General features: G+C 67.1%; 20 protein-coding genes. 5 read left to right on the forward strand and 15 right to left on the reverse strand.

All coding sequences use genetic code 11. From position 1 onward, the window contains the following. Positions 1-10: 10 nt before the first annotated feature. A complete protein-coding gene (locus AADH62_RS10980; RefSeq protein WP_341579506.1) occupies positions 11-919 on the reverse strand; it encodes a phosphodiesterase in 909 nt (302 codons plus the stop codon). 45 nt (positions 920-964) lie between these two features. Between AADH62_RS10980 and AADH62_RS10985 the strand changes: the two genes are divergently transcribed. After that, complete coding sequence (locus AADH62_RS10985) at positions 965-3,082, forward strand: S9 family peptidase (protein ID WP_425355675.1); 2,118 nt, start codon at positions 965-967, stop codon at positions 3,080-3,082. 212 nt (positions 3,083-3,294) lie between these two features. Here the strand turns inward: AADH62_RS10985 and AADH62_RS10990 are convergent, their stop codons facing one another. The 4 genes from AADH62_RS10990 to AADH62_RS11005 form a co-directional block, all read right to left on the reverse strand. Continuing rightward, positions 3,295-4,260, reverse strand: coding sequence for a DUF559 domain-containing protein (locus AADH62_RS10990; RefSeq protein ID WP_341579508.1), 966 nt, complete (start codon positions 4,258-4,260; stop codon positions 3,295-3,297). A gap of 275 nt (positions 4,261-4,535) precedes the next feature. After that, positions 4,536-5,564, reverse strand: a complete 1,029-nt coding sequence (locus AADH62_RS10995; protein ID WP_292712005.1) for a 6-phosphofructokinase — start codon at positions 5,562-5,564, stop codon at positions 4,536-4,538. Positions 5,565-5,699: 135 nt separating this feature from the next. Further along, positions 5,700-7,850, reverse strand: coding sequence for a DEAD/DEAH box helicase (locus AADH62_RS11000; RefSeq protein WP_341579509.1), 2,151 nt, complete (start codon positions 7,848-7,850; stop codon positions 5,700-5,702). Between the two features lie 199 nt (positions 7,851-8,049). Next, positions 8,050-8,670 carry a hypothetical protein gene (locus AADH62_RS11005; protein WP_341579510.1) on the reverse strand — a complete coding sequence of 207 codons (621 nt, stop codon included), beginning with the start codon at positions 8,668-8,670 and terminating at the stop codon, positions 8,050-8,052. Positions 8,671-8,763: 93 nt separating this feature from the next. On the opposite strand from AADH62_RS11005, the gene deoC reads away from it, so the two are divergent. Then, positions 8,764-9,492: a deoxyribose-phosphate aldolase gene (gene deoC / locus AADH62_RS11010; RefSeq protein WP_341579511.1), complete on the forward strand. Its 729-nt coding sequence runs from the start codon at positions 8,764-8,766 to the stop codon at positions 9,490-9,492. On the opposite strand, the gene AADH62_RS11015 is transcribed toward deoC, so the two are convergent. The 6 genes from AADH62_RS11015 to AADH62_RS11040 all read right to left on the reverse strand — a co-directional run bounded on the left by AADH62_RS11015 (position 9,489) and on the right by AADH62_RS11040 (position 13,915). Then, positions 9,489-10,460 carry a bifunctional riboflavin kinase/FAD synthetase gene (locus AADH62_RS11015; RefSeq protein ID WP_341579512.1) on the reverse strand — a complete coding sequence of 324 codons (972 nt, stop codon included), beginning with the start codon at positions 10,458-10,460 and terminating at the stop codon, positions 9,489-9,491. The two genes, deoC and AADH62_RS11015, sit on opposite strands and share 4 nt — an antisense overlap. Continuing rightward, on the reverse strand, positions 10,457-10,894 hold the full coding sequence (locus AADH62_RS11020) for a hypothetical protein (protein ID WP_341579513.1): 438 nt from the start codon (positions 10,892-10,894) through the stop codon (positions 10,457-10,459). The genes AADH62_RS11015 and AADH62_RS11020 overlap by 4 nt, the downstream gene beginning before the upstream one ends. A gap of 88 nt (positions 10,895-10,982) precedes the next feature. Next, a complete protein-coding gene (locus AADH62_RS11025; protein WP_341579514.1) occupies positions 10,983-11,351 on the reverse strand; it encodes a hypothetical protein in 369 nt (122 codons plus the stop codon). Then, a complete protein-coding gene (gene truB, locus AADH62_RS11030; protein WP_341579515.1) occupies positions 11,348-12,253 on the reverse strand; it encodes a tRNA pseudouridine(55) synthase TruB in 906 nt (301 codons plus the stop codon). The genes AADH62_RS11025 and truB overlap by 4 nt, the downstream gene beginning before the upstream one ends. After that, positions 12,250-12,924 (reverse strand): uridine kinase, encoded by a 675-nt coding sequence (locus tag AADH62_RS11035; RefSeq protein WP_341579516.1) that lies wholly within the window; start codon positions 12,922-12,924, stop codon positions 12,250-12,252. The genes truB and AADH62_RS11035 overlap by 4 nt, the downstream gene beginning before the upstream one ends. Before the next feature lie 169 nt (positions 12,925-13,093). Further along, positions 13,094-13,915 (reverse strand): DUF559 domain-containing protein, encoded by an 822-nt coding sequence (locus AADH62_RS11040; protein ID WP_341579517.1) that lies wholly within the window; start codon positions 13,913-13,915, stop codon positions 13,094-13,096. A 333-nt stretch (positions 13,916-14,248) separates the two neighbouring features. On the opposite strand from AADH62_RS11040, the gene AADH62_RS11045 reads away from it, so the two are divergent. Together AADH62_RS11045 and AADH62_RS11050 are read left to right on the forward strand one after the other, a co-directional pair. Next, the gene (locus AADH62_RS11045) at positions 14,249-15,151 is read left to right on the forward strand and encodes an A/G-specific adenine glycosylase (protein WP_341579518.1); all 903 of its coding nucleotides are present in this window, start codon (positions 14,249-14,251) and stop codon (positions 15,149-15,151) included. A gap of 11 nt (positions 15,152-15,162) precedes the next feature. Continuing rightward, positions 15,163-15,672, forward strand: a complete 510-nt coding sequence (locus tag AADH62_RS11050; RefSeq protein WP_341579519.1) for a flavodoxin/nitric oxide synthase — start codon at positions 15,163-15,165, stop codon at positions 15,670-15,672. Between the two features lie 37 nt (positions 15,673-15,709). Here AADH62_RS11050 and rbfA read toward each other — a convergent pair whose 3' ends face one another. From rbfA to nusA, 4 genes are all read right to left on the reverse strand, one after another. Then, positions 15,710-16,147 (reverse strand): 30S ribosome-binding factor RbfA, encoded by a 438-nt coding sequence (gene rbfA, locus AADH62_RS11055; RefSeq protein WP_341579520.1) that lies wholly within the window; start codon positions 16,145-16,147, stop codon positions 15,710-15,712. Positions 16,148-16,239: 92 nt separating this feature from the next. Continuing rightward, positions 16,240-19,023, reverse strand: coding sequence for a translation initiation factor IF-2 (infB, locus tag AADH62_RS11060; protein WP_341579521.1), 2,784 nt, complete (start codon positions 19,021-19,023; stop codon positions 16,240-16,242). Between the two features lie 57 nt (positions 19,024-19,080). Further along, the gene (locus AADH62_RS11065) at positions 19,081-19,368 is read right to left on the reverse strand and encodes a YlxR family protein (protein WP_341579522.1); all 288 of its coding nucleotides are present in this window, start codon (positions 19,366-19,368) and stop codon (positions 19,081-19,083) included. 45 nt (positions 19,369-19,413) lie between these two features. Next, positions 19,414-20,403: a transcription termination factor NusA gene (gene nusA / locus AADH62_RS11070; RefSeq protein ID WP_341579523.1), complete on the reverse strand. Its 990-nt coding sequence runs from the start codon at positions 20,401-20,403 to the stop codon at positions 19,414-19,416. A gap of 130 nt (positions 20,404-20,533) precedes the next feature. On the opposite strand from nusA, the gene AADH62_RS11075 reads away from it, so the two are divergent. Further along, the coding region (locus tag AADH62_RS11075) for an alanine/glycine:cation symporter family protein (RefSeq protein WP_341579524.1) at positions 20,534-22,021 on the forward strand (1,488 nt) is incomplete at its 3' end.

Raw genomic sequence — 22,021 nt, forward strand, 5'->3', positions numbered from 1 at the left:
TTCCTGCCGTTCATGAGCGCTTTCGAGAGAAGGCCTCGAGGCGCTCGTGGGGGGTGAGTGCCGCCATCCGTTCGACCCACTCCTCGGAGAAGTAGTCGCCGGTGTCGGCGTCGACGACCGGCACGACAGCGTGCGTAATCGTCGCCTCGTACACGTGCACGAGGTGGAAGGACTGCCCGGCATCCATGCCGTTGACCCGCTGCGGGGGCCGGGCGAGATCCATCGTGTAACAGGTGGCTGCCGACACTGACACGGGAATGCCCGCGAAGGTCGCGCTCGTCGAGTAGTGCAGGTGGCCCGCGAGGATGCCGCGAACGTCGGTTCCGGCGATCACGTCGGCGAGGCGCTGCTGGTCGCGCAATTCGAGGATGTCGAAGAACGGCAGGTGCGACGGAATCGGTGGGTGGTGCATCGCCACCAGCGTCCCCAGCGGCGCGGGAGTGACGAGCTGCTGTTCGAGCCAGCGGAGCTGACCCTCGTCGAGGTCGCCGTGATGCCAGCCCGGCACCGACGTGTCGAGCGCGATCAGCCGCAGCCCGCCGAGATCCCAGACACCTGTCACCGGCTCCTGGCTCGGTTCGGCATCCAGCAGGTGCGCGCGGAGCGCGGGGCGCTCGTCGTGATTGCCTGCCACCCAGATCAGCGGCGCCGCGAGGTCCTGGGCCAGGGGCTCCAGGAGCGCACGCAGGTCGCGGTACGCACCTGGCTCGCCTTCATCGGTCAGATCACCGGTCACCACGATCGCATCGGGACGGATGCCCAGCGCCCGCACCTTCTGCACAGTCCGGTCGAGGTTCGCCTCCGTGTCGAATCGCCCACCGAGCGGCCGATTCGCGTCGAGCAAGTGGGTGTCGCTAAGGTGCACGATCGTCCGCAGCGCGGGCGGATACTGTCCGAAACGCACGGGAGCCGAAGCCATGTCGCCAGCATACGTCGCAGGGGCGACGCGGCCCTCTCGACTAGCGTGGGTCGGGTGACATCCGCCCCTGAAGCACCCCGCGCTGCCCGCCGCCCCGTCTCGCGTTCTCATCATGGCGACGAGGTCGAGGATGCCTACGAATGGCTCCGCGCGAAGGATGACGCCGACGTTCGCGCTCACCTCGAGGCAGAGAACGCCTTCACCGAGGCGCGCACCGCCCACCTCGCACCGCTTCGCGAGCAGATCTTCGAGGAGATTCGTTCGCGCACACTCGAGACCGACATGTCGGTGCCGGTGCGTCGCGGACATTGGTGGTACTACACGCGCTCCGTCGAGGGGCAGCAGTACGGCATCCATTGCCGGGCACCCTTGGCCTCGCCGGACGACTGGGATCCGCCGGTCCTCTCCCCCGACACCGCGGTTCCGGGCGAGCAGGTGCTGCTCGACGCCAACCGCGAAGCCGACGGGCATGAGTTCTTCGCCCTGGGCAGCTTCGAGGTCTCCACCGATGCGACCAGGTTGCTCTATGCCGTCGATACCGTCGGTGACGAGCGATACACGATCCGCGTGCGCGACCTCGAGACCGGTGACCTGCTCCCCGACGAGATCCCTGACACCTTCGCGGGAGCAAGCTTCTCCCCCGACGGCCGCCACATCGTCTACACGACGGTCGACGAGGCCTGGCGACCTGACACCGTGTGGCTTCACGAGGTCGGCACCGCGACATCCGATGACCGCACGCTCTTCCACGAACCCGACGACCGGTACTGGGTCGGCGCGGGATTCACGCGCAGCGACCGCTATCTGGTCATCGAACTCGGCTCCTCCATCACCTCGGAAGAGTGGCTGATGGATGCCGACGATCTGTCGGGGCAGCCCCGCGTCGTGTGGCCGCGGCAGGAGGGCGTGGAGTACTCAAGCTCCCACGCGGTCGTCAACGGTCAAGACGTGCTCTACATCGTCCACAACGATGGCGCGCTCGATTTCGAGCTCGTTCGGGTTCGCGCCGATGACCCGCAGGGGCCGCGCGAGCTCGTGCTCGCGCACGAGCCCGGGCAGCGCCTGCTCGGCATCTCGACGTTCCGCGACTGGGCGGTACTGGCCTACCGGCGCGACGGACTATCCCGGCTTGCGACTCTCGACTACGTCAGCGGGGCGCCCACCGAGATCACCTTCGACGAGGAGCTGTACGACGTCGGCACGGCGGGAAACCCCGAGTGGGCGCCACCGATGATCCGCCTCGCGTTCGGGTCCTTTGTGACACCCTCGACCGTCGTTGACCTCATGGTCGCCACCGACGAGCGCCGCATCCGCAAGCAACAGCCGGTGCTCGGCGGCTACGACCCTGCCGACTACGGTCAGCGCCGCGTGTGGGCCCTCGCCGAGGACGGCACGCGGATCCCCGTATCCCTCGTGTGGCGGCGCTCCTTCGGCGAGCCCGGCGAGAAGCCTCGCCCAGTGCACCTCTACGGCTACGGGTCCTACGAGCACTCGATCGACCCGGCGTTCTCGATCGCGCGGCTGTCGGAGCTCGATCGCGGAGTGGTCTTCGCTGTCGCCCACGTCCGCGGCGGCGGTGAGATGGGACGCAGCTGGTACGAAGACGGCAAGCTGCTGAGCAAGCGCAACACGTTCACCGACTTCGTCGCGGCCGCCCGGCATCTCGTCCAGAACGGGTACACGGATGCCGATCACCTCGTTGCCGAGGGGGGAAGTGCCGGCGGCCTGCTCATGGGCGCGGTCGCCAACATCGCGCCTGAGCTGTTTGCCGGCATCCTGGCTGTCGTTCCGTTCGTGGATGCCCTGACAACCATCCTCGATCCGTCGCTGCCGCTCACGGTCATCGAGTGGGACGAGTGGGGCAATCCGCTCGATGACCCGGGCGTCTATGCGTACATGAAGGGGTACACGCCCTACGAGAACGTCCGCGATGGCGTCAGCTATCCCCGGATCCTCGCCGTCACCTCCCTCAATGACACCCGCGTGATGTATGTGGAGCCTGCCAAGTGGGTGGCGCGGTTGCGCGAGGTCGGTGCCGATGCGCTGCTGAAATGCGAGATGTCGGCAGGGCACGGTGGCGTCAGCGGGCGCTACAACTCGTGGCGCGAGCGGGCATACGAACTCGCGTGGATCTTCGATGTCCTCGGGGTTGCGCAGGACTGACCCACCGGCGCGGCCTCCTCACCGCGCCGCTCCTTGTGCAGGTAGGCGAAATCACCGGCGTAGGACGATGTAACGCCAACACCTCCTACCTCGGTGATTCCTCCTACCTCCACGCGGCGGGTCCCCACCGCGAGCCTGTCTGTGTTGCAGGCCGTTGACATACCGCAGGTAGGAGTAGTCACAGATGCAGGACGAATCCACGCCAACACGTCCTACCTCCGGGAGAAGACCGACCTCCGCGAGGCGAGCGGTTGCCGGTGAAGGCCCTGAGCGATGGCATCCGTGACCGTCGCCGTCACGTACGCGGGGTCGAACAGGATCTGGTGGTAGTCGAACCGCAACACGGTGAAGCCGCGGAGGGCGAGTCGAGCGTCAGCACGAAGGTCGCGGCGCCGATCGGATGCCTGGTGATGGGCGAATCCGTCGAGTTGGATGGCGAGCCGATCACCGATCAGCGCGTCGAGCGGATGCCCATCGACCCAGACCTGCTGGGCAACTGTCACTCCAATGCTGTGCATCAGATGGATGAAGTGGGTTTCGATCCCCGAGTCCGACAGCAGCGATGCCACCGAGGCCAGCTGCCGGGCCCGCTCACTCCCCCACTGGACGCGCTCGAGCACATACCGATCGGTGCGACCGCTGCGCAGCGCCGACTCCCACACCGCCGCCGCGTCGACCACAGGTACGCACCGCGCCACGTGAAAGAGCACGTTGACCAGCGGCTCGGCAGTCTGAATCGGCGAGGTCGGCGCGGGCCCGCCACCCCAGTGCAGCCGTACGCCGGGGGAACGGACACGCGATGCCGTTCGCGCGACGGCAATGTGGACGTCGTCGTGGAGAGGAGTCCACAGCCCCAGGGCCGACGCCGCGCTCAAGCAGGTGAGGCGCCCACCAGCCATTGCCGCGGCGCGGCGCGGCGGATCGCAGCCAGGTCGCACCAGCCAGCTGCGACGCACGCGCTCGAGGAGACCCAACGCGACGGCAGTACGAACCACGTGCACGGTGAAGCCAGCCGTGCCGATCGACCGCGAGTGGGCGGCGCCGCCGCATCCGTCGACCCATCTCACCAGATCATCCAGGCTCCGCATCCATCGACTCTTGCGCGCGAGCCGTTTCGCGAGCGTTCCGATCCGCACAGTGTGGATGCCGACGCCGAATTGCCGCGCGGGGAGGAACATCGCGTCCACACTCGAGGGAGGAGAACTCGCGGACGTAGGACAGTACGGCCCCTCGGCGTCCTACCTCCGCAAGAACGCCGACGCCGGGCAGTCCAGCCATGTCCAGTCGATGTGCGCACTGACGACGTCCGAACGTGGCCCGGCTTCTCTCTGACGGAGGAGAAATCGGGGAGGTAGGACGTTCGCACCGGGAAGCGTCCTACCTCTCGGAGAGTGCCTACCCAGCGCAGCCGGGTGCCGCAGCGATACGCCGCGCCGGATGCACCGACAGCCGATCAGCCGAAGAGTGCTGCGGCTTCCTCGTAGCGGTAGAGCGGAACGGTGTTCAGCTCGCCCAGCGCCTCTTCGAACGAGACGCGAACGATATCGGTTCCGCGCATCGCGACCATCTGGCCCCACGCGCCGTCAACGAGTGCGTCGGCGGCGTGCAGCCCGAGGCGTGTCGCGAGGACGCGGTCGAACGCGGAGGGCGACCCTCCGCGCTGGATGTGGCCAAGTACCGTCGCACGGGTCTCGATACCGGTGATGCGCTCGATCTCGGGCGCGATGAGCTCGCCGATGCCGCCGAGGCGAGGGCGGTTGAACGCGTCCAGACCCTTGTGGCTGTGCGCCTCATCCATACCTGTGATCGTGAACCCCTCAGACACGACAACAAGCGGAGCGCGGCCACGGTCGTGCGCGCTCGTGACCTGTCGGCAGATCTCGTCGATCGACATCGGGACTTCGGGGATGCAGATGACGTGGGCTCCCGCCGCGATACCGGCGTGGAGGGCGATCCACCCGACGTGCCGGCCCATGACCTCGGCGACCATGCACCGCTGGTGCGAATCCCCGGTCGTGCGCAGGCGGTCCATCGCGTCGGTCGCGATGTTGACGGCAGTGTCGAACCCGAACGAGTAGTCGGTAGCGCGCAGGTCGTTGTCGATCGTCTTCGGGACACCCAGGACGTTGATGCCGTCCTTCCAGAGGCGGTCAGCTGCCGCGAGCGTGCCCTCGCCGCCGATCGCGAGGATGCCGTCGATGCCAGCATCCTCGAGCGTCCGAGCGATGTTCTCGGCGCCCCCTCGCGGCCCCTCATACGGGTTGGTGCGGCTGGTACCGAGGATCGTGCCGCCGACCTTCGACAGACCCTTTACGTCGTGGCGCGAGAGGGGGAAGAAGTCGCCGTCGACGACGCCGCGCCATCCGTCACGGATGCCGACGAAATCGAGCCCGTACGCCGTCGTGCCCTTGAGGACCACGCCGCGGATGACCGCGTTCAGACCGGGGCAGTCGCCGCCGCTGGTGAGGATGCCGATTCTCATGTGCCGTCCCTGTTGGTGTTTCCGGATGCAAGGTGGCGACGTTGCCTCCACCGACACTAGCGTCCACGCCCCGCGGCATCCATCCCCGAGCCGCCGTGATTACTCGGCGAGTCCATTGGGGACGGTGCGCAGCGTCTAGTCGACCTCGCCCAGCGCCTGCCGCAGCAGGTGCATGAGAGCCGCGAGTTGCACGGAGTCGCTCGACGCCGGGTCGACAGCCTCACCGTCAAGGGCGCGCAACGCGAGACCCTGTTTGGTGTCGATCAGTTCCGCGATCTTCGTGTCGATCGTGTGGGCGGCGATGATCCGCCACGCCGTGACCGGCTCGTCCTGTCCGATGCGGTGCACGCGGTCGATCGCCTGCGTCTGCTCGGCAGCCGTCCAACTGAGCTCCGCGAGAACGACGTTCGACGCCGCCTGCAGGTTCAGTCCGACACCGGCCGCCGTGAGCGAACACACCGCGATCGCGACATCGGCATCCTCGTTGAACGCGTCGATCGCCTGCTGGCGAGCCGCTGTGGTCTGCTCACCACGGATCGAGACGGTCCGAAGCCCCACCTGAGCGAAGTGTCGCTCGGCGGCATCCATGACGTCGATGTGCTTCGCGAAGAACACGACCTTGCCGACCGAACGCTGCAGTTGCGCGGCGTAGTCGGCAGCGACGGTGGCTTTGGCCTGACCGATACGCCGGACCATCGTGAAGACATTCTCGCTGCCGGAACCTGCGGCCTTCGACTCTTCGAGCTCGCCCTCCGCCACGAGCCGGACGATGTCCCCGTCGATCTCGCCGGGGGCAAGTCCCCGATCTCCCCGCGCGTCGATGATGCGCCGGTACTTGGCAGCCAGACGCGCGCCGAGCTCGCGCTCGGCTTGCCGGATCGACCGCCCGTATTCGTCGTCGAGCTCGACCGGCAGGTCGGCGATGAGCTTGTCAGGAAGGTCTGCGGCGACATCCTTCTTCTTACGCCGCACGATACCCATCGAGATGACGGCTGAGCGCGCTTCGGGATAGAAGGCCTTGTCTGCCGGGGTGAGACCCGTCTCATCGAGCTTGGCCATCAGCTCCGCACCGGGCTTGTCGCCGGTCGTCCAGCCGAGGAACCGCCAAATCGCGTCGAAGTCTTCGACGTCGTTGATCAGCGGCGTGCCGGTCAGCGCGAGCAAGAGCGGGTTGCGAACCTGCTCCTTGATGCGGCTGGCCAGCGCGAGCACATTCTGCGAGCGCTGCGACGTGAGGTTCTTGATGAAGTGGGCTTCGTCGACGACCATGCCCTTCAGCCCGATCGAACCGAGCCATGACAGGTGCCGGTCGAGAATCTCGTAGTTGACGATGAAGACATCGGCGAAGGCATCCAGGTCCTCACCGTCTCCCGAGATGACCGTTGCGCGGCGGTGCGGCGTCCACCGCTCCACCTCGCGAGCCCAGTTCATCTTGACGACATTGGGCACCACGGCAAGCAGCGGATAGGCGCCGGCGACGGATGCCGCGAGCACGGACTGCGCGGTCTTGCCCAGGCCCGGCTCATCGGCCAGCAGGAACGTGCGGTGTCCCTCGCGCACCGACTCCAGGAAGCGGGACTGGTGAGGCATGATCTCGAGTCCGCGCGGCGAGAGCCGATCGAACTCGGGAACCGGCGGAAGCTCCATGGATGCCGCCGCACCTCCGGCACCGGTCTCGAACGCCTTGTACAAGGGGCCCATGAGCTCCCACCCGTCCAGGCGGCGACGGGGGGTGTCCCGCTGAGCCCGAACAGTCAGATCCGGAGCGAGGAACGGGTTGGCCATCTGTCGCGCCTCGATCGAGGCCGGCACCACCTGTCGCTCCGCGAGCGCGGCGGGCACGACCTGCTGCGCGGGAGCCGGGGTATCGGTGATGATCAGTTCGTCCGGCGGCAGTTCCGCGCCGGATTCGAGCAGCCAGTCACGGCGCATGCGACGGGCCACGGGCGATGTCGCCTGATCGACCTCGAGCAGCTGGATGAGGGACGTGTCCCGCGCAGCGGTCTTGGCAAGGATCGTCGCGACGCCGTCAAGACGCTTGAGCAGCTCGGCGCGCGCGGAATCCGCGATAGACGAGTCGGCCTTCACGCGAGCGCGTTCCTCGCGAACGAGAAACGCGATCACCTGGAACTTCACACGGTTGGTGGGCCCGAGCTTGCCGCGCTGGGCCTTTGCCTCGACCTCGCGCACCTTGCGCGCGAGGATCGGGATGATCGGGGCCTCGTCGTCGCGGCGCGCGGACGAGGATCTCTTGCGCCGCTGAGCGGCGGTTGCCGTAGCCGGCATGCTCCTCCTGAGCGTTGATACATCTGTGACCGCCGCCGTCATGGCGTCGGATATGCGTCTGGAACAGACGCGATCTCACTTGAACATCGACGCCTGCGGCTCACGAGAACACGGGCACTCGCTTCTGCGAGCTGTGCAATCTGACGCGGCGTCGCCCCTAGTCTAGCGCGAGTGCGCGGTGCACCATCGCGAGGGCCCTTCAGGGCCACAACGTGGCGACGATGTCCTCCGTATAGCCGTCGGGAGAAAAGCCCACCCAGTGCGTCGCAACCCAGCCGTCGCCCTGCAAGTAGTGCGTCTCACCGATTGTCACGATGTTGTCGTTGCGATCGATGGTCTGCTGCTCGATACGACACACCGTTCCCGCGCCGAGGGTCTCACAGGCCATGCCCGAGCTGGTGAAGGCATCCAGGAGCGCCGACGACTGGTCGGCTGAAACGATCGAGACATTCGTCACGAGGCCCGGTGCCCCGGCGGCACCCCACGAGCAACGCAACGTCGGAATCCCGGAGGTCAGAATCTCCAGCGCCTGGACGTTCTCAGTGGCGTAGATCGTGATGCCGGGGTCGTTCAGAGGCGGATTGGTGCTGTTGAGCTCTTCGAGCATCTCGGGCGAGTACAGCGCGTTGCACGAATCCGGCACCGTGAATCCCGCCTCGGCGGTCGGTGAGGGTGCAACTGTCGAGTTCCCGCTCGGAGTGGGAACTGCCGATGACTCGGATGCCGTGGGTGCGGGGGTCTCGGAGGGGAGCGGGTCGCACCCGGCGAGCGCGAGGGCGCCAGCGATCAGCACGACGACGGCGAGGGAGCTCGAACGCATCCTGTTCTCCTTGGGCTCGACAGCAGGAGCGACGATACCTCGCGCTTCCCTGTCCTGCTGTCCCCCGCGCCGACCGGTGCGTAGGCTGAAGGCATGAGCGAGACCACCGACCAGATCACCGAGGCACAGCTGGCAGCCACGATCGACCACGCGATCCTCAAGCCCGAGTTCACGCGCGACGACGTCGACGCGCAGCTGACGATCGCCCGGGACTGGAAGGTCTTCAGCGTCTGCGTCCGCCCCTCCGATATCCCCCATGCCGTGCAGTTCCTCGACGGCTCCGGCGTCGCCGTCGGCACCGTCATCGGCTTTCCCCACGGAACCACGTCGACCGCCGCGAAAGTAGCGGAGACCCGGCAGGCTGCCGCCGACGGGGCTACCGAGTTCGACATGGTGGTCAACATCGGCGCGCTGCGTTCGGGATTCGATGATGTGGTCCGTGACGACATCCGTGCCGTCGTTGATGCCGCCGGCGGCGCGGTCACCAAGGTCATCCTTGAGGTGTCTCTTCTCGACGACGAGCAGATCGAGCGGGGGTCCCGACTTGCCGAAGAGGCGGGGGCTGACTTCGTGAAGACCTCGACGGGCTTTGCCGGTGGCGGCGCCACGGTCGAGACGGTGAGTCTCATGCGACGCACCGTGGGGCCGGACACGCAGGTGAAGGCATCCGGTGGAGTACGCAGCCTTCAGGACGCGTTGGCGATGCTCGAGGCTGGCGCAACCCGACTGGGCACAAGCGGCAGCGCGACGATTCTCGGCGAGCTTCGGAGCATCGCCGCCGGCGGCACTGCCAGCGGCGCGGTGGACGAGTCCTCGTACTAGCTCTCAGCTGCCGCGAGAATCTCGCGGGTGCGCTCGACATCGTCGGCGATCTGGGCAACGAGGGCGTCGATGCCCTCGAAAGCACCCATGCCACGGATGCGCTCGACGAACCTCACTTCGACATGACGACCGTAGAGGTCAAGGTCGGTCTCGTCGAGAACGTATGCCTCGACCTGCCGCGATGCGACGTCATCGAACGTCGGGTTCGTGCCGATGCTGATCGCTGCCGGGTAGCGGATGCCGGGGCGCAGGCCACTGGCATCCGCTTCATCGATGAGCCATCCGGCGTAGACCCCGTCAGCCGGGATGAACCCTTCGAGGTCATGGCTGAGGTTCGCTGTCGGGTATCCGATCTCTCGTCCGCGCTTGAACCCGTGGACGACCTCGCCGACGACGGAGTGGTCGCGCCCGAGCAATTTGCGGGCGCCCGCGACGTCCCCCGAGCTCAGGAGCTCTCTGATCCAGGTCGATGAGACGCGCCGTCCTCGGTCGGCGGCTCGCACGTCGTGGACGACATCGACATCGAAACCGTGACGGAGGCCGAAAGCGGTGAGAGACTCCGCCGTGCCTGCGCCCCCGCGCCCGAAGCGGAAGTCGGCACCGACCAGCACTGCGTGCGCCGCCAGGGTGTCAACGAGCACGAGGCGCGCGAACTCGTCAGCTTCCAGGGACGCGAGATCTTCGTCGAAGCGCAACACCAGCACGGCGTCCACGCCGGTGTCGGCGAGCAGACGCACCTTTTGGTTCACGCCGATGAGGTTCTCGGGGCACTTGTCAGGAGCCAGCAGCGCCAGCGGATTGCGGTCGAACGTGACAGCGACCACCGTCGCGCCGAGCGACACCGCCTTCACCCGCGCGCGGTCGATCACTGCACGGTGGCCGGAGTGCACGCCATCGAACTTGCCGATGACAACGACGCTCGGGCCGAAGCCCGGCGGCACCTCGGCGGGATCTCGAAAGACGATCATGACGCGGCGGCAACCTCGTCGGAAGAGGCGACGCGGGAGGGCCGGTGCGCCCAGAGCCACCACAGCCCCAGGAACGGTAGGACGAGCGGAACGAAAACGTATCCGATATAGCCGTCCGGTCCGATTCCCCCGAAATAGGACCACACGGACGGATGCCCGAAGATCTCGGGGACGAGGTAGCTGAGCGTCCCCACGATGAGCACGCCGGCCAGTTCGAACGAGATCGCGATCCAGGCGACCAGGTACCAACCGCGGCGTCCTGCGAAGATGAGCGCGAGGGTGGCGACGATGTAGACCACAGCGGCCAGCGCAGACAGTGTGTAAGCGACGGGTGCCTCGTCGAACTCGCGCGCGATCTGTACGAACGAGCGGCCAGTGGCCGCCAGGGCCATGATCGCGTAGACGATCACGAGTACCCGTCCGATTCCTGTCATGCGGGGTCGGGAAGGCGTAGTCATAGCGGCATTCATCCTACGTCCCACGCGGTCGGTCTCGGGGCGGGCAGCTACCCGCGCGCGGCGCTCAGCCGATCTGAATCGTCCAGATGACCTGCATCCGCCACACCATGACGGCAACCGATAGCGCCGCGATTCCCATGATGACCGTGCTCCATCGGCTGCGCTCCAGCAGCGCCCAGATCACAGCTGCCGGGGGCAGGAGCGCCGCCGAGACGAGGTAGACCCAGAATTCCAGGACGCTCCCGGTCGGGAGGTTCCCGACGAAGGGCGCCACGATCGCGATGACGACCTGCGCCACCAGCAGAAGCTCCAAGAGCGCGAGGACTCCTACCGTGTAGTCGCTGGGGCGACGCCCCGCGAGACCCAGGATGACGCAGAGCAGACCTCCCAGGACCGCCACCGCCAACTGCACGTAGGTGAACCACAGGATCATGAGCCCTCCGCCATGTTCATCGCGCTCTTCAGGTCGTTGCCGCGCCGCTCCAGGATGCCGACCAGCCGCCCGTCAGGGTCGATGGCCGCTGTGCCCGATAAAAGCCGGTCCGCCGCGCCGAGGAGGCGCTTGCCGTGGCGGAGGTCGCGCGCTTCCTCCCCCGTGACCGGGACTGCGCCGAGAACCGCCGTCGCGACTGCCGCCGGTGCGAGTAGCCGAGCGGCGGTCATGTCGTCGACTTCTGCGCCGTCGGCGACGAGGAACGGGCCGATGCGGGTGCGTCGCAACGCGGTCAGGTGTCCTCCGACCCCGAGCGAGGCGCCGAGATCTCGAGCGAGGGCACGGATATAGGTTCCGCTGGAGCAATCGACCACAACGTCCAGGTCGATCACCTCTATCGGCGCGCCATCGGCATCCGTCGCACCCCGGCGCGTGTGCTGAACCTCGAATCGCGACACCGTCACGGTCCGCGCCGCGAGCTCGACCTGCTCCCCCGCGCGAACCCGGTCGTACGCGCGGCGCCCGTCGACCTTGATCGCCGATACGGCACTGGGCACCTGATCGATCGTTCCGGTGAGCGCGTCGACGCCGGCACGGATCTCGGCATCCGTCACCCCGTTGGCCGGTGCCCAGGCGGTGACGTCGCCCTCAGCGTCGTCGGTGCTCGTGGATATCCCGAGCTGGATCGTCGCCTCATAAGTCTTGTCGAGCCCCACGATGAAGGTCAGCAGTCGTGTCGACGCGCCGACACCGAGCACGAGGAGTCCCGTGGCCATCGGATCCAGTGTTCCGGCGTGGCCGACCTTGCGCGTATCGAGGGCGCGGCGGGCACGGGCCACCACGTCATGACTGGTCATGCCGCCGGGTTTATCGACGAGGAGGATGCCGCTCGGATCGCTCATCGAATGACCTTCGGGTTCGCCGGATCGGAGTTGTCGATGCGAACGGCGGCGAGAGCTGCGGGACCTACGCGGTCGACATATATCTCCTGGCCCACGCGATAGCGCTCGTTCGAGGCCGCAGCCGGGTCGGGGTCCGTGCCGTCGCGGTGGGCCATCCGGGCGAAGCGCACCGCCGCGGGTGCCTCCGGCCAGAACGACCAATCCCAGATGTCGATGAGTTCAGGCCGGTGCAGAAAAATGCCGTCGACGACGAGCACGGCATCCTGCGGCGCCGTCGTCCACTCTGCTTCGACCGGGATGTCGCGCTCAAGATCGAACGCCGCCACCTGGAAGCCGGTGGTCGCGCCGGTCAGCCCGCCCTCACGAAACGGGTCCACCAGCACCCGGCGGAACGTCGCGTAGTCATAGGAGTCGAGGTAGAACCCCTCCGGTGAGCGCCTGCCGCGGGCGTAGCGCTCTGCACGAGGGCGGTGGAAGCCGTCGATCGACGCGCGGACTGCCACAAGACCCATGTCGTTCATGACGGCCGCGAGGGTGTCTGCGAACACGGTCTTCCCGGCCCCGTCGGCCCCGTCCACCGCGACGATCGAACGACCGGCGAGCCTGCGCCGGGGAAGCCCGCTGACCAGGTCGCGCATCAGCGTCACTGTCGGTGTGGCGGGCAGACGCATACTCCCAGCCTATTCCGCACAAGCCCGCTCCCCTGCGGTCGACCGAACGCGATCTCTCGCTCCGTCGGACGAAGGGGCTTCTGCCGGATCCCACCTCTCGCGGCATCCGACCGAAGGCTCCCTCTCCGACCGAATCTCCGGGCGCACCGGGCTGATCGGCGCTGGAGACTCAGCGAGACAGGTGAAGCCCCTGCGCGACGGCGAGCATGATCGCCGCCTGAACCTCGGGCCACGCGTCAATCACTTGACCGTAAGTGACACGGATGACGTGATATCCGCGCAGCATGAGGTCTGCGTCGTGCGCAACATCGCTCGTACGCTGCTTACCCACGTGATGTCCGCCGTCGATCTGGAGCACGAGGCGCTCGCCGATAAGGAAGTCGACGCGATGGCCCGCAATCCACGCCTGCGGCACGATGCGGATGCCGATCCACCGAAGACGGTGAATCACGAGCGTCTCGAGTCCGGAGTCCGACCACGGCGTCGCCTCGTCGCAGAGTCGTCGGGCAAGCGGATGCAGAGGAAGCCGGCGCATCACGTCGAGCGAAATGAGATTCTGGCGGGCGGCAGACTCCCAGGCAGCGAGCGCGTTCTCGAACGGGACGCGCCGAGCAAGGGTGACGAGGGTGTCTTCAATCGAGTCTTCCAATGCGTCAGGATGCCGCGGCACAAGCGGCTTTCCCCAGTGGACCCTGCACGACGTAGCGGGGACTCTTCCCCCGGGATCGACGGCAAGATGAAGCTCGTCGGCCGCGAGAACCCAGAGTCCCAGCCGACGCGCACGGGTCACGCAGGTCAATACCCCTCCCGCGCGGGCCGCCTCGTACAGCAACGGGTCGACATCCGGGAGCGCAACCCAGCCGCGGCGCGGGCGTAGGAGGGATCCCTCGGAGATCAACCGACCAATGGACTTTTCCGATACCCCGACGCGCCGCAGGGTTCGCGTGCGGGAGACGCCGCCGGATCGGCGAAGGATGTCGTGGACTGTCACACTCCCACCGTCGGATCCCGAGAGCGCGGCCCCGGGCGCGAGCGCACGATCCGTGGAGTCTCGCGGGGTGCGCTTGCTCCGGGGAGGAGCGGATGCAGACCACTGGTCCACCTCCATCGGGTACGGCCGCTACGGTCGGATCCGGACACCGGAGACCTCCGACAGAAGGTGAGTGATCCGACCGAGGAATATCCCCGGCCTTTCGAGCTTCATGAGAGCGGGTCGCGTGCCCGTCGGATGAAGCCACCTTCGTCGGACCCGTACACCGAGTTCCTCCGGCCGAAGGCGATCTCTCCGACCGAAGCGTGGCGCGGGACGCATAGGCTGAAGGCCGTGAATCCGCTCGCGTCCGACCTCAATGAGTGGTTTCGGCTCAACGCGAGAGATCTGCCCTGGCGCGAGCCCGGGATCGGCGCGTGGGCGATCCTTGTCAGCGAGTTCATGCTGCAGCAGACGCCGGTCAATCGGGTGATTCCGCACCTGGAAGTGTGGCTAGAACGCTGGCCGTCACCGGCCGCCCTTGCCGAGGCGTCTCCCGCCGAGGCCGTCACACAGTGGGCTAATCTCGGATACCCCCGGCGCGCACTGTGGCTTCACCGCGCGGCAGAGGAGATCACCACACGACACGGCGGCGTGGTTCCCCGAGACGTGGAAGACCTCCTGGCGCTGACCGGCATCGGCGACTACACGGCCCGCGCGGTGGCGGTCTTCGCATACGGCGATCGGCATCCGGTCGTCGACACGAACACCCGCCGAGTGCTCGCGCGTGTGATCGACGGACGATCCCAGCCGGGGCCCCCGTCCCGCCGCGACCTCGAGGCCATGGCCGCCCTTCTCCCCCACGAGCGGGAGGATGCCGCACTCTTCAATGCCGCCACGATGGAACTGGGCGCGACGATCTGCACGGCTCGCGCGCCGCGGTGCGACGCGTGCCCGGTCGCGAGGCTGTGCGCGTGGCGGGCTGCCGACTACCCCGACACCGGAGACCGGCGCCCGCGACAGGCTACCTATGAGGGAAGTGACCGCCAGGTTCGGGGGCTAGTCCTGCGGGCGCTCCGCGAGTCCTCACCCTCCCCCGTGGCGGCCGAGGAGCTCGCGCCGGACTGGCCGGATCGGGCGCAGCGGGACCGCGCGATCGATTCCCTCATCGCCGATGGCCTCATCGAACTCGAGGACGGTATTGCCTGCCTACCGCGGAGGCGAAAGTCCCTAGCCGAGGCATCCGCGGCACCCTAACCTCAACACTCGTGAAGACTCTCGTGATCTACGAGTCGATGTTCGGCAACACCCGGGACATCGCGCGAGCGACGGCCGAGGGGCTGGCTGAGTGGTCGGATGTGTCGATCACGGATGTCGACAGCGCGCAACTGACTGTCCCGACGGATGCCGCGCTCGTCGTTGCTGGCGGGCCGACCCACGCGTTCTCGATGTCGCGCCAAGCAACGCGGTACGACGCCGTCTCACGCGGGGCCGTGCGAGCCAGCTCCCGCGGTCTTCGCGAATGGCTGGGCGCTGTCAGCGTGACCACGCCGGTGTCGCTTGCAACGTTCGACACGCACACCAAACAGCGTTGGGTGCCGGGCTCTGCCAGTCGGGCTGCGGCCAAGGAGGGTCGAGCGCGCGGCTTCGTCCCGGTCGCATCACGGAGCTTCTATGTCTCCGACCTCCAGGGACCGCTCGTAGCCGGTGAACTGGAGCGCGCTCGCCACTGGGGTCGCTCACTCCAATCGGCCGTCCGCGCCGCGGTGCACGGCTGAACCGACCCGACCCGAGCCGAGCCGAGCCGAGAGGACGTCAGTCCTCGTCGTCGGCGACAGCGCGCGGCGCCACGTAGGGGTCGGCGTCGCCGGCGTAGGTCGCAGATGCAGCGAGGCCCGCAACGGCGTTGTCCCGTTCGCGCGCCTCACGAAGCAGCTCCTCGATGTGGCCGGCATCCTCGGCCAGCCCGTCGTGGATGAACTCCAGCGTCGGGGTCAGTCGCACGCCGAGCTTTCGCCCGACCTCGCTGCGGAGCATCCCGGTCGCGGCTCGCAGCGCGTCAGCTGTTGACGTCCGTTCTTCTTCGCTGCCCAGCACCGTGTAGAAGACTGACGCGTGCTGCAGGTCACCGGTGACGCGAACGTCGGTGATCGTCACGAACCCCATGCGAGGATCGCGCAGCCCCTTCTCCAGGCGCTCGGCAACGAGCACCTTGATCCGGTCGGCCATGCGTGCCTGACGTTCCCCAGTCATCTCATCTCTCCTTGCGCTTGCACAACCGTCGAGAGCCAGGATGCCCCGACCGGAGCGGGCGGGACATCCTGAATCTCAGCGCGTCATGGTTCTCAGCCGCGCGGCTTCTCCACGAGTTCGGTCGTTTCGATCTCGTCGCCGACCTGAATGTCGTTGAACTTACCGAGGCCGATACCGCACTCGTAGTCGGTGCGAACCTCGGTGACGTCATCCTTGAACCGGCGAAGCGACTCGATTGCCAGGCCATCGGCGATGACGACACCCTCGCGGATGACGCGCGCCTTGGCGTTGCGGGTGATCGTGCCGCTGCGGACGATACATCCGGCGATGTTGCCGAACTTCGAGGAACGGAACACCTCGCGGATCTCGGCGACACCCGACTGCACCTCTTCGAACTCCGGCTTGAGAAGACCCTTGAGGGACTGCTCGACGTCGTCGATCGCGTTGTAGATGACCGAGTAGAACCGGATGTCGACACCCTCGCGGGCGGCGCGCTCGCGCGCCTTCGAGTCCGGTCGGACGTTGAATCCGAGGATGATCGCGTTGTCGATCGTCGCCAGGTTCACGTCGGACTCGGTGATCGCACCGACACCGCGGTGGATGATGCGCAGCTGCACCGAATCGTCGACCTCGATCTTGAGGAGCGACTCTTCCAGCGCCTCGACGGCACCGGACACGTCGCCCTTGATGATGAGGTTGAGCGATTCGACCTTGCCCTCTTCGAGCGCCCGGGTGAAGTCCTCGAGCGAGATGCGCTTGCGTGCCTTGGCCAGCTGAGCGTTGCGCTCCGCAGCTTCACGCTTCTCGGCGATCTGGCGAGCCATGCGGTCCTCGTCGGTGACGATGAACACATCACCAGCACGGGGCACGGAGTTCAGACCCTGCACCTGGACCGGACGCGAGGGCGCTGCCTCCTCGACCGGGTCGCCGTTCTCGTCGACCATCGCGCGCACGCGGCCATAGGCGGTACCCGCGACGATCGCGTCACCGACACGCAGCGTTCCGGACTGGATGAGCACGGTCGCAACCGAACCGCGGCCCTTGTCGAGCTTGGCTTCGATAGCCACACCACGGGCATCCTTGTTCGGGTTCGCACGCAGGTCGAGGCCGGCATCCGCGGTCAGCAGAACGGCGTCGAGTAGCTCCTGGATGCCGGTTCCCTGACGCGCCGACACGTCGACGAACATGACATCGCCGCCGTACTCCTCGGCGACCAGACCGTACTCGGTCAGCTGCTGGCGGACCTTCTGCGGGTTGGCATCCGGCTTGTCGACCTTGTTGACTGCCACGACGATCGGCACCCCGGCGGCCTGGGCGTGGTTGAGCGCCTCGACCGTCTGGGGCATGATGCCGTCGTCGGCGGCGACCACGAGGATCGCGAGGTCGGTCACCTGCGCACCACGGGCGCGCATGGCGGTGAACGCCTCGTGACCCGGGGTGTCGATGAAGGTGATGGCCCGCTCGATGTCTTCGTGCTCAGTCCACACCTGGTAGGCACCGATGTGCTGCGTGATGCCACCGGCCTCCCCCGCGACGACATTCGTCTGACGGATGGCGTCGAGCAGACGGGTCTTACCGTGATCGACGTGACCCATGACGGTGACAACCGGAGGCCGAATCTCAAGGTCTTCGTCGTCTTCATCGGCGAGCTCCTGCTCGAGGTTCAGACCGAAGCCTTCGAGCAGCTCCTTGTCCTCGTCCTCGGGCGAGACCATCTGGATCTTGTAGCCGAGTTCCTCACCGAGAACCTCGAAGGTCGCCTCATCCAGCGACTCCGTGGCCGTAGCCATCTCGCCGAGATTGAACAGGATCGTCACGAGCGTGCCCGGCTGCACCGTGTAACCGCGGATCGCCTCGAGCTTGTCGGCGAAGTCCGAGATCGACGCGCCACGACGCAGGCGAATGATCTCGCCATTGCCCTTCTGGACGTTGACGCCACCGACCTGCGGCGCGTCCCTCATCTCGAATTCTTGACGCTTTGCCCGACGCGACTTGCGCTGCTTGGACTTGCCGCCGCCCTTACCGAACGCACCAGCTGTACCGCCGCCGGGGCCGCGACCGCGGCCGCCAGCACCGGGACGAGCGGGGAAACCGCCACCACCGGCGGGCGCGCCCGGACGGGCGAAGCCACCGCCGGCGCCGCCAGGACGACCGGGACCACCGGGACGCTGCTGGAACGGCGCACCGGGACGACCGGCGCCGCCGGGACGACCCGCGCCGCCCGGACGGCCGGGGCCACCGGGGCGTCCGGGCGAACCGGGACGTGGGGCCTGGGGCCGCGGAATGTTGGCGGGAGTCGGGCGCTGCCCCATGCCCTGCTGCGACGCGAACGGGTTGTTACCGGGACGCGGTCCTGCCGGGCGCTGACCCATGCCCTGCTGTGACGCGAACGGGTTGTTACCGGGGCGCGGTGCGCCGCCGGGACGCGGGGCTTGCGGCGTCGGCGTGGCGGAAGATCCCGCCTCGGCCGGGGCGCTTTCGGATGGCGGTGCGCTCGGCTTGGTGGGCGCGGCGGGGGCGGCAGATGCAGCCGGAGCCGGAGCCACGGTTTCTTCTGCCGGCTTCGGCGCGGGGCGTGGTCCCGGAGTTGCTGCCCCGGGGGTAGCTGCAGGGCGCGATCCCGAGCGGCCCGACGCCGCACCGGGACGCGGCGCGGGGCGCGATCCTGCTGTGCCCGAAGGCGCAGCGGGAGCGCTGGACGCGGACGCGCCAGCAGCCTGGCCCTCAAACGCCGCGCGGAGCTTACGCGCGACCGGCGGCTCAATCGTCGAGGAAGGGCTCTTGACGAACTCGCCGAGCTCCTTCAGCTTTGCGAGAGCGACCTTGCTGTCAATGCCGAGTTCGGATGCGATCTCGTGCACGCGTGGTTTTGCCACAGTTCTCCTGTCTGGGGCCCGCCCAGACAGGGGCGGACCACTAGTTGCGGACGGGTCTCATTTCGAGCCGTTCACTTTGTGTCCATTGCCATTCAGCCGTTTCTCGTTCAGCCGTTTCGTGAGCGCTTGCGAATCCAGGGAACCCTGGGCGCGGAGCGCGCGTACGAAAGCTCGACGCTTCAGTGCCGCGTCGACGCACTCTCCGGTCGGGTGAACCCACGCCCCCCGCCCCGGCATCGACGCCCGCTCGTCCCAGACGAGTGCGGATTCGATGGCCACGACGCGAAGAAGCGCCGATCGAGCAGAACGCGTGCGACATCCGACGCACGTTCGTACGGGTTCCATCCTACACCTGCCCTCCCGGGCCAGCCCACGCAGGGCGATGGCTGATCAGGACTCGTCGAGGATGCTGTCGGGCTGGATGTCGATCTTGGCGCCCGTGAGTTTGGCGGCCAGACGCGCGTTCTGCCCTTCCTTGCCGATGGCAAGAGACAGCTGGTAATCCGGCACCAAAGCCCGTACAGCCTTGGTCTTGGCATCCAGTACGAAGCTGGACGTGACCTTCGCGGGCGAGAGGGCGTTGCCGACGAACGTCGCGAGGTCGGAGCTGTAGTCGACGATGTCGATCTTCTCGCCGCCGAGTTCCTCGGTGACCGCGCGTACGCGCCGCCCCAACTCCCCGATGCACGCACCCTTGGCATTGATCGACGGATCGTTGGCCTTCACCGCGATCTTGCTGCGGTGCCCGGCCTCGCGCGCCAGGGAGACGATCTCGACGAGGCCTGCGGGAATCTCAGGAACCTCCAGAGCAAAGAGCTTGCGCACCAGACCCGGGTGCGTGCGCGAAACCGTGATCGACGGACCCTTCGTCCCCTTGGAGACGGATGTGACGTAGACCCGCAGGCGGGAGCCGTGCGCGTAGTCCTCGCCAGGTACCTGCTCTTCGGGCGGCAGAATTGCCTCGACGGTGCCGAGGTCCACGTGCACCATCCGGGGGTTCGGCCCCTGCTGGACGACACCCGCGACGATGTCGCCCTCTTTGCCACGGAACTCGCCCAGGACGGCGTCGTCCGCGATGTCCCGCAGTCGCTGACTGATGACCTGCTTGGCGGCGAAGGCGGCGATCCGGCCGAAGTCTTCGGGAGTGGTCTCCTCCTCGCCGATGACTGCGCCCTCGTCATCCAGCAGTGGGACGAAGACCGCGACGTGACCCGTCTTGCGGTCCAGCTGAGCGCGCGCGCCCTCCGGGGCCTCACCGGTGGGCGAGGTGTGCTTGGCATAGGCGGTCAGAATCGCCTGCTCGATGATGCGAACGAGTTCGTCGAACGGAATGTCCTTCTCGCGCTCGACCGTTCTGAGCAGTGTCAGATCGATGTCCATCGTGACCTCCCTATTCAGCTCTACCCGTCGCGAATCGCACGCCGCGCGGAATCATCCCACGTTACCCGATCACTCCATCGCTCGTCCCGTGTGCTCGCTCATTCCATCGCCGAACCGACATACTGATGCCGTGGATGCCGTCAATTCCCTCATCGTCGAGTGGGGCGACCTGTTCTGGACCTGGATCGTCCTTCCGATCGTCGTCGGACTGGGCCTGTATTTCACCGTTCGTTCTGGCGTCGTGCAGATCCGACTGTTCCCGGAGATGTTCCGAACCCTCACCGACAAAACGCCGCGAACAACCGACGGCGCGCCGCAGTCCGTGTCGTCGTTCCAGGCCTTCACAATCTCCGCAGCATCGCGGGTAGGTGTCGGCAACATCGCGGGGGTCGGAACCGCGATTGCGCTGGGAGGACCCGGCGCCGTCTTCTGGATGTGGCTCATGGCGCTGATCGGGGCATCCTCGAGCTTCATCGAGTCCTCGCTCGCTCAACTGTTCAAGGTGCGCGATGCCGAGGGCGGCTTCCGCGGCGGGCCGGCGTACTACATGCAGCGGGGACTCCGCGCGCGGTGGATGGGCGTGCTCTTTGCCGTCATCCTGCTGATCTGCTTCCCCTTCGCGTTCTCCTCGCTCCAGGCCAACACGATCGCCGACACTGTCTCATCGAGCTTCGGGACGGATGCCGGATGGGTGGCGCCGGTCACCGGGGTGGTGGTGGCGCTGTTGACGGCGCTCGTCGTCTTCGGAGGCATCCGTCGCATCGCTTCGGTCACCCAGACCCTGGTGCCCCTCATGGCACTTGCCTACCTGCTGCTGGGCCTTGCCGTGGTCGCCATCCACATCGATCAGCTTCCCGTCGTCTTCGCAGAGATCTTCACCCAGGCCTGGGGTTTCAACGAGGTCGTGGGTGCGACGTTTGGCTACATCGTGCTCACGGGTGTGCGTCGCGGCATGTTCTCGAACGAGGCGGGCCTGGGTTCGGCTCCAAACGCGGGCGCGAGCGCCGCCGTGACCCACCCGGTCAAGCAGGGCCTGGTGCAGTCGCTGGGCGTGTACTTCGACACGTTCCTCGTCTGCTCGATCACGGCCTTCATCATCCTGGTGTCGGTCCCAGACCTTGCGGGCGCATCGCGAGGAATCGCACTCACGCAGGGGGCGCTCGTCTCCACGCTCGGCGAGTGGTCGAACATTGCGCTCAGCATCATCATCTTCCTGCTCGCGTTCTCGTCGATCCTCGGCAATTACTACTACGGCCAGTCCAACATCGAGTTCATCACCACACGTCGCGGGGTGCTCCCGGCCTATCGCGTTGCCGTGGTGCTCGCGGTTCTCGTCGGCTCGCTCGCCTCCGCCGACCTGGTCTGGAGCTTCGCGGACGGGATCATGGGCGTCATGGCTCTTGTCAACCTCGTCGCGATTGCGCTGCTGTCTGGAATCGCCTTCCGTCTGCTGCGCGATTACACGCGCCAGCGCCGAGAGGGCCGAGATCCCGTCTTCACCCGTAACTTGCTTCCCGGCGTCACCGGGATCGAGTGCTGGGAGGATGAACTCACCGTGACCGGCCCGTTGGATCTCATCACAAAGAAGCGGCAGTCTCAGAAACACCGCGACCACATC

Origin of the sequence: Microbacterium schleiferi (assembly GCF_038150145.1) — a bacterium.
Taxonomy (GTDB): Bacteria; Actinomycetota; Actinomycetes; order Actinomycetales; family Microbacteriaceae; genus Microbacterium; species Microbacterium schleiferi_B.

Coding starts and splice junctions, on each gene's coding strand:
- AADH62_RS11065 (WP_341579522.1), bottom strand. CDS start 19,368: ATGGAACCCGTACGAACGTGCGTCGGATGTCGCACGCGTTCTGCTCGA.
- nusA (WP_341579523.1), bottom strand. CDS start 20,403: ATGGACATCGATCTGACACTGCTCAGAACGGTCGAGCGCGAGAAGGAC.
- AADH62_RS11020 (WP_341579513.1), bottom strand. CDS start 10,894: ATGACAGGAATCGGACGGGTACTCGTGATCGTCTACGCGATCATGGCC.
- AADH62_RS11025 (WP_341579514.1), bottom strand. CDS start 11,351: ATGATCCTGTGGTTCACCTACGTGCAGTTGGCGGTGGCGGTCCTGGGA.
- AADH62_RS11015 (WP_341579512.1), bottom strand. CDS start 10,460: ATGATCGTCTTTCGAGATCCCGCCGAGGTGCCGCCGGGCTTCGGCCCG.
- deoC (WP_341579511.1), top strand. CDS start 8,764: ATGAGCGAGACCACCGACCAGATCACCGAGGCACAGCTGGCAGCCACG.
- AADH62_RS10995 (WP_292712005.1), bottom strand. CDS start 5,564: ATGAGAATCGGCATCCTCACCAGCGGCGGCGACTGCCCCGGTCTGAAC.
- rbfA (WP_341579520.1), bottom strand. CDS start 16,147: ATGACTGGGGAACGTCAGGCACGCATGGCCGACCGGATCAAGGTGCTC.
- AADH62_RS10980 (WP_341579506.1), bottom strand. CDS start 919: ATGGCTTCGGCTCCCGTGCGTTTCGGACAGTATCCGCCCGCGCTGCGG.
- AADH62_RS11035 (WP_341579516.1), bottom strand. CDS start 12,924: ATGCGTCTGCCCGCCACACCGACAGTGACGCTGATGCGCGACCTGGTC.
- AADH62_RS11000 (WP_341579509.1), bottom strand. CDS start 7,850: ATGCCGGCTACGGCAACCGCCGCTCAGCGGCGCAAGAGATCCTCGTCC.
- AADH62_RS11005 (WP_341579510.1), bottom strand. CDS start 8,670: ATGCGTTCGAGCTCCCTCGCCGTCGTCGTGCTGATCGCTGGCGCCCTC.
- AADH62_RS10990 (WP_341579508.1), bottom strand. CDS start 4,260: ATGTTCCTCCCCGCGCGGCAATTCGGCGTCGGCATCCACACTGTGCGG.
- truB (WP_341579515.1), bottom strand. CDS start 12,253: ATGAGCGATCCGAGCGGCATCCTCCTCGTCGATAAACCCGGCGGCATG.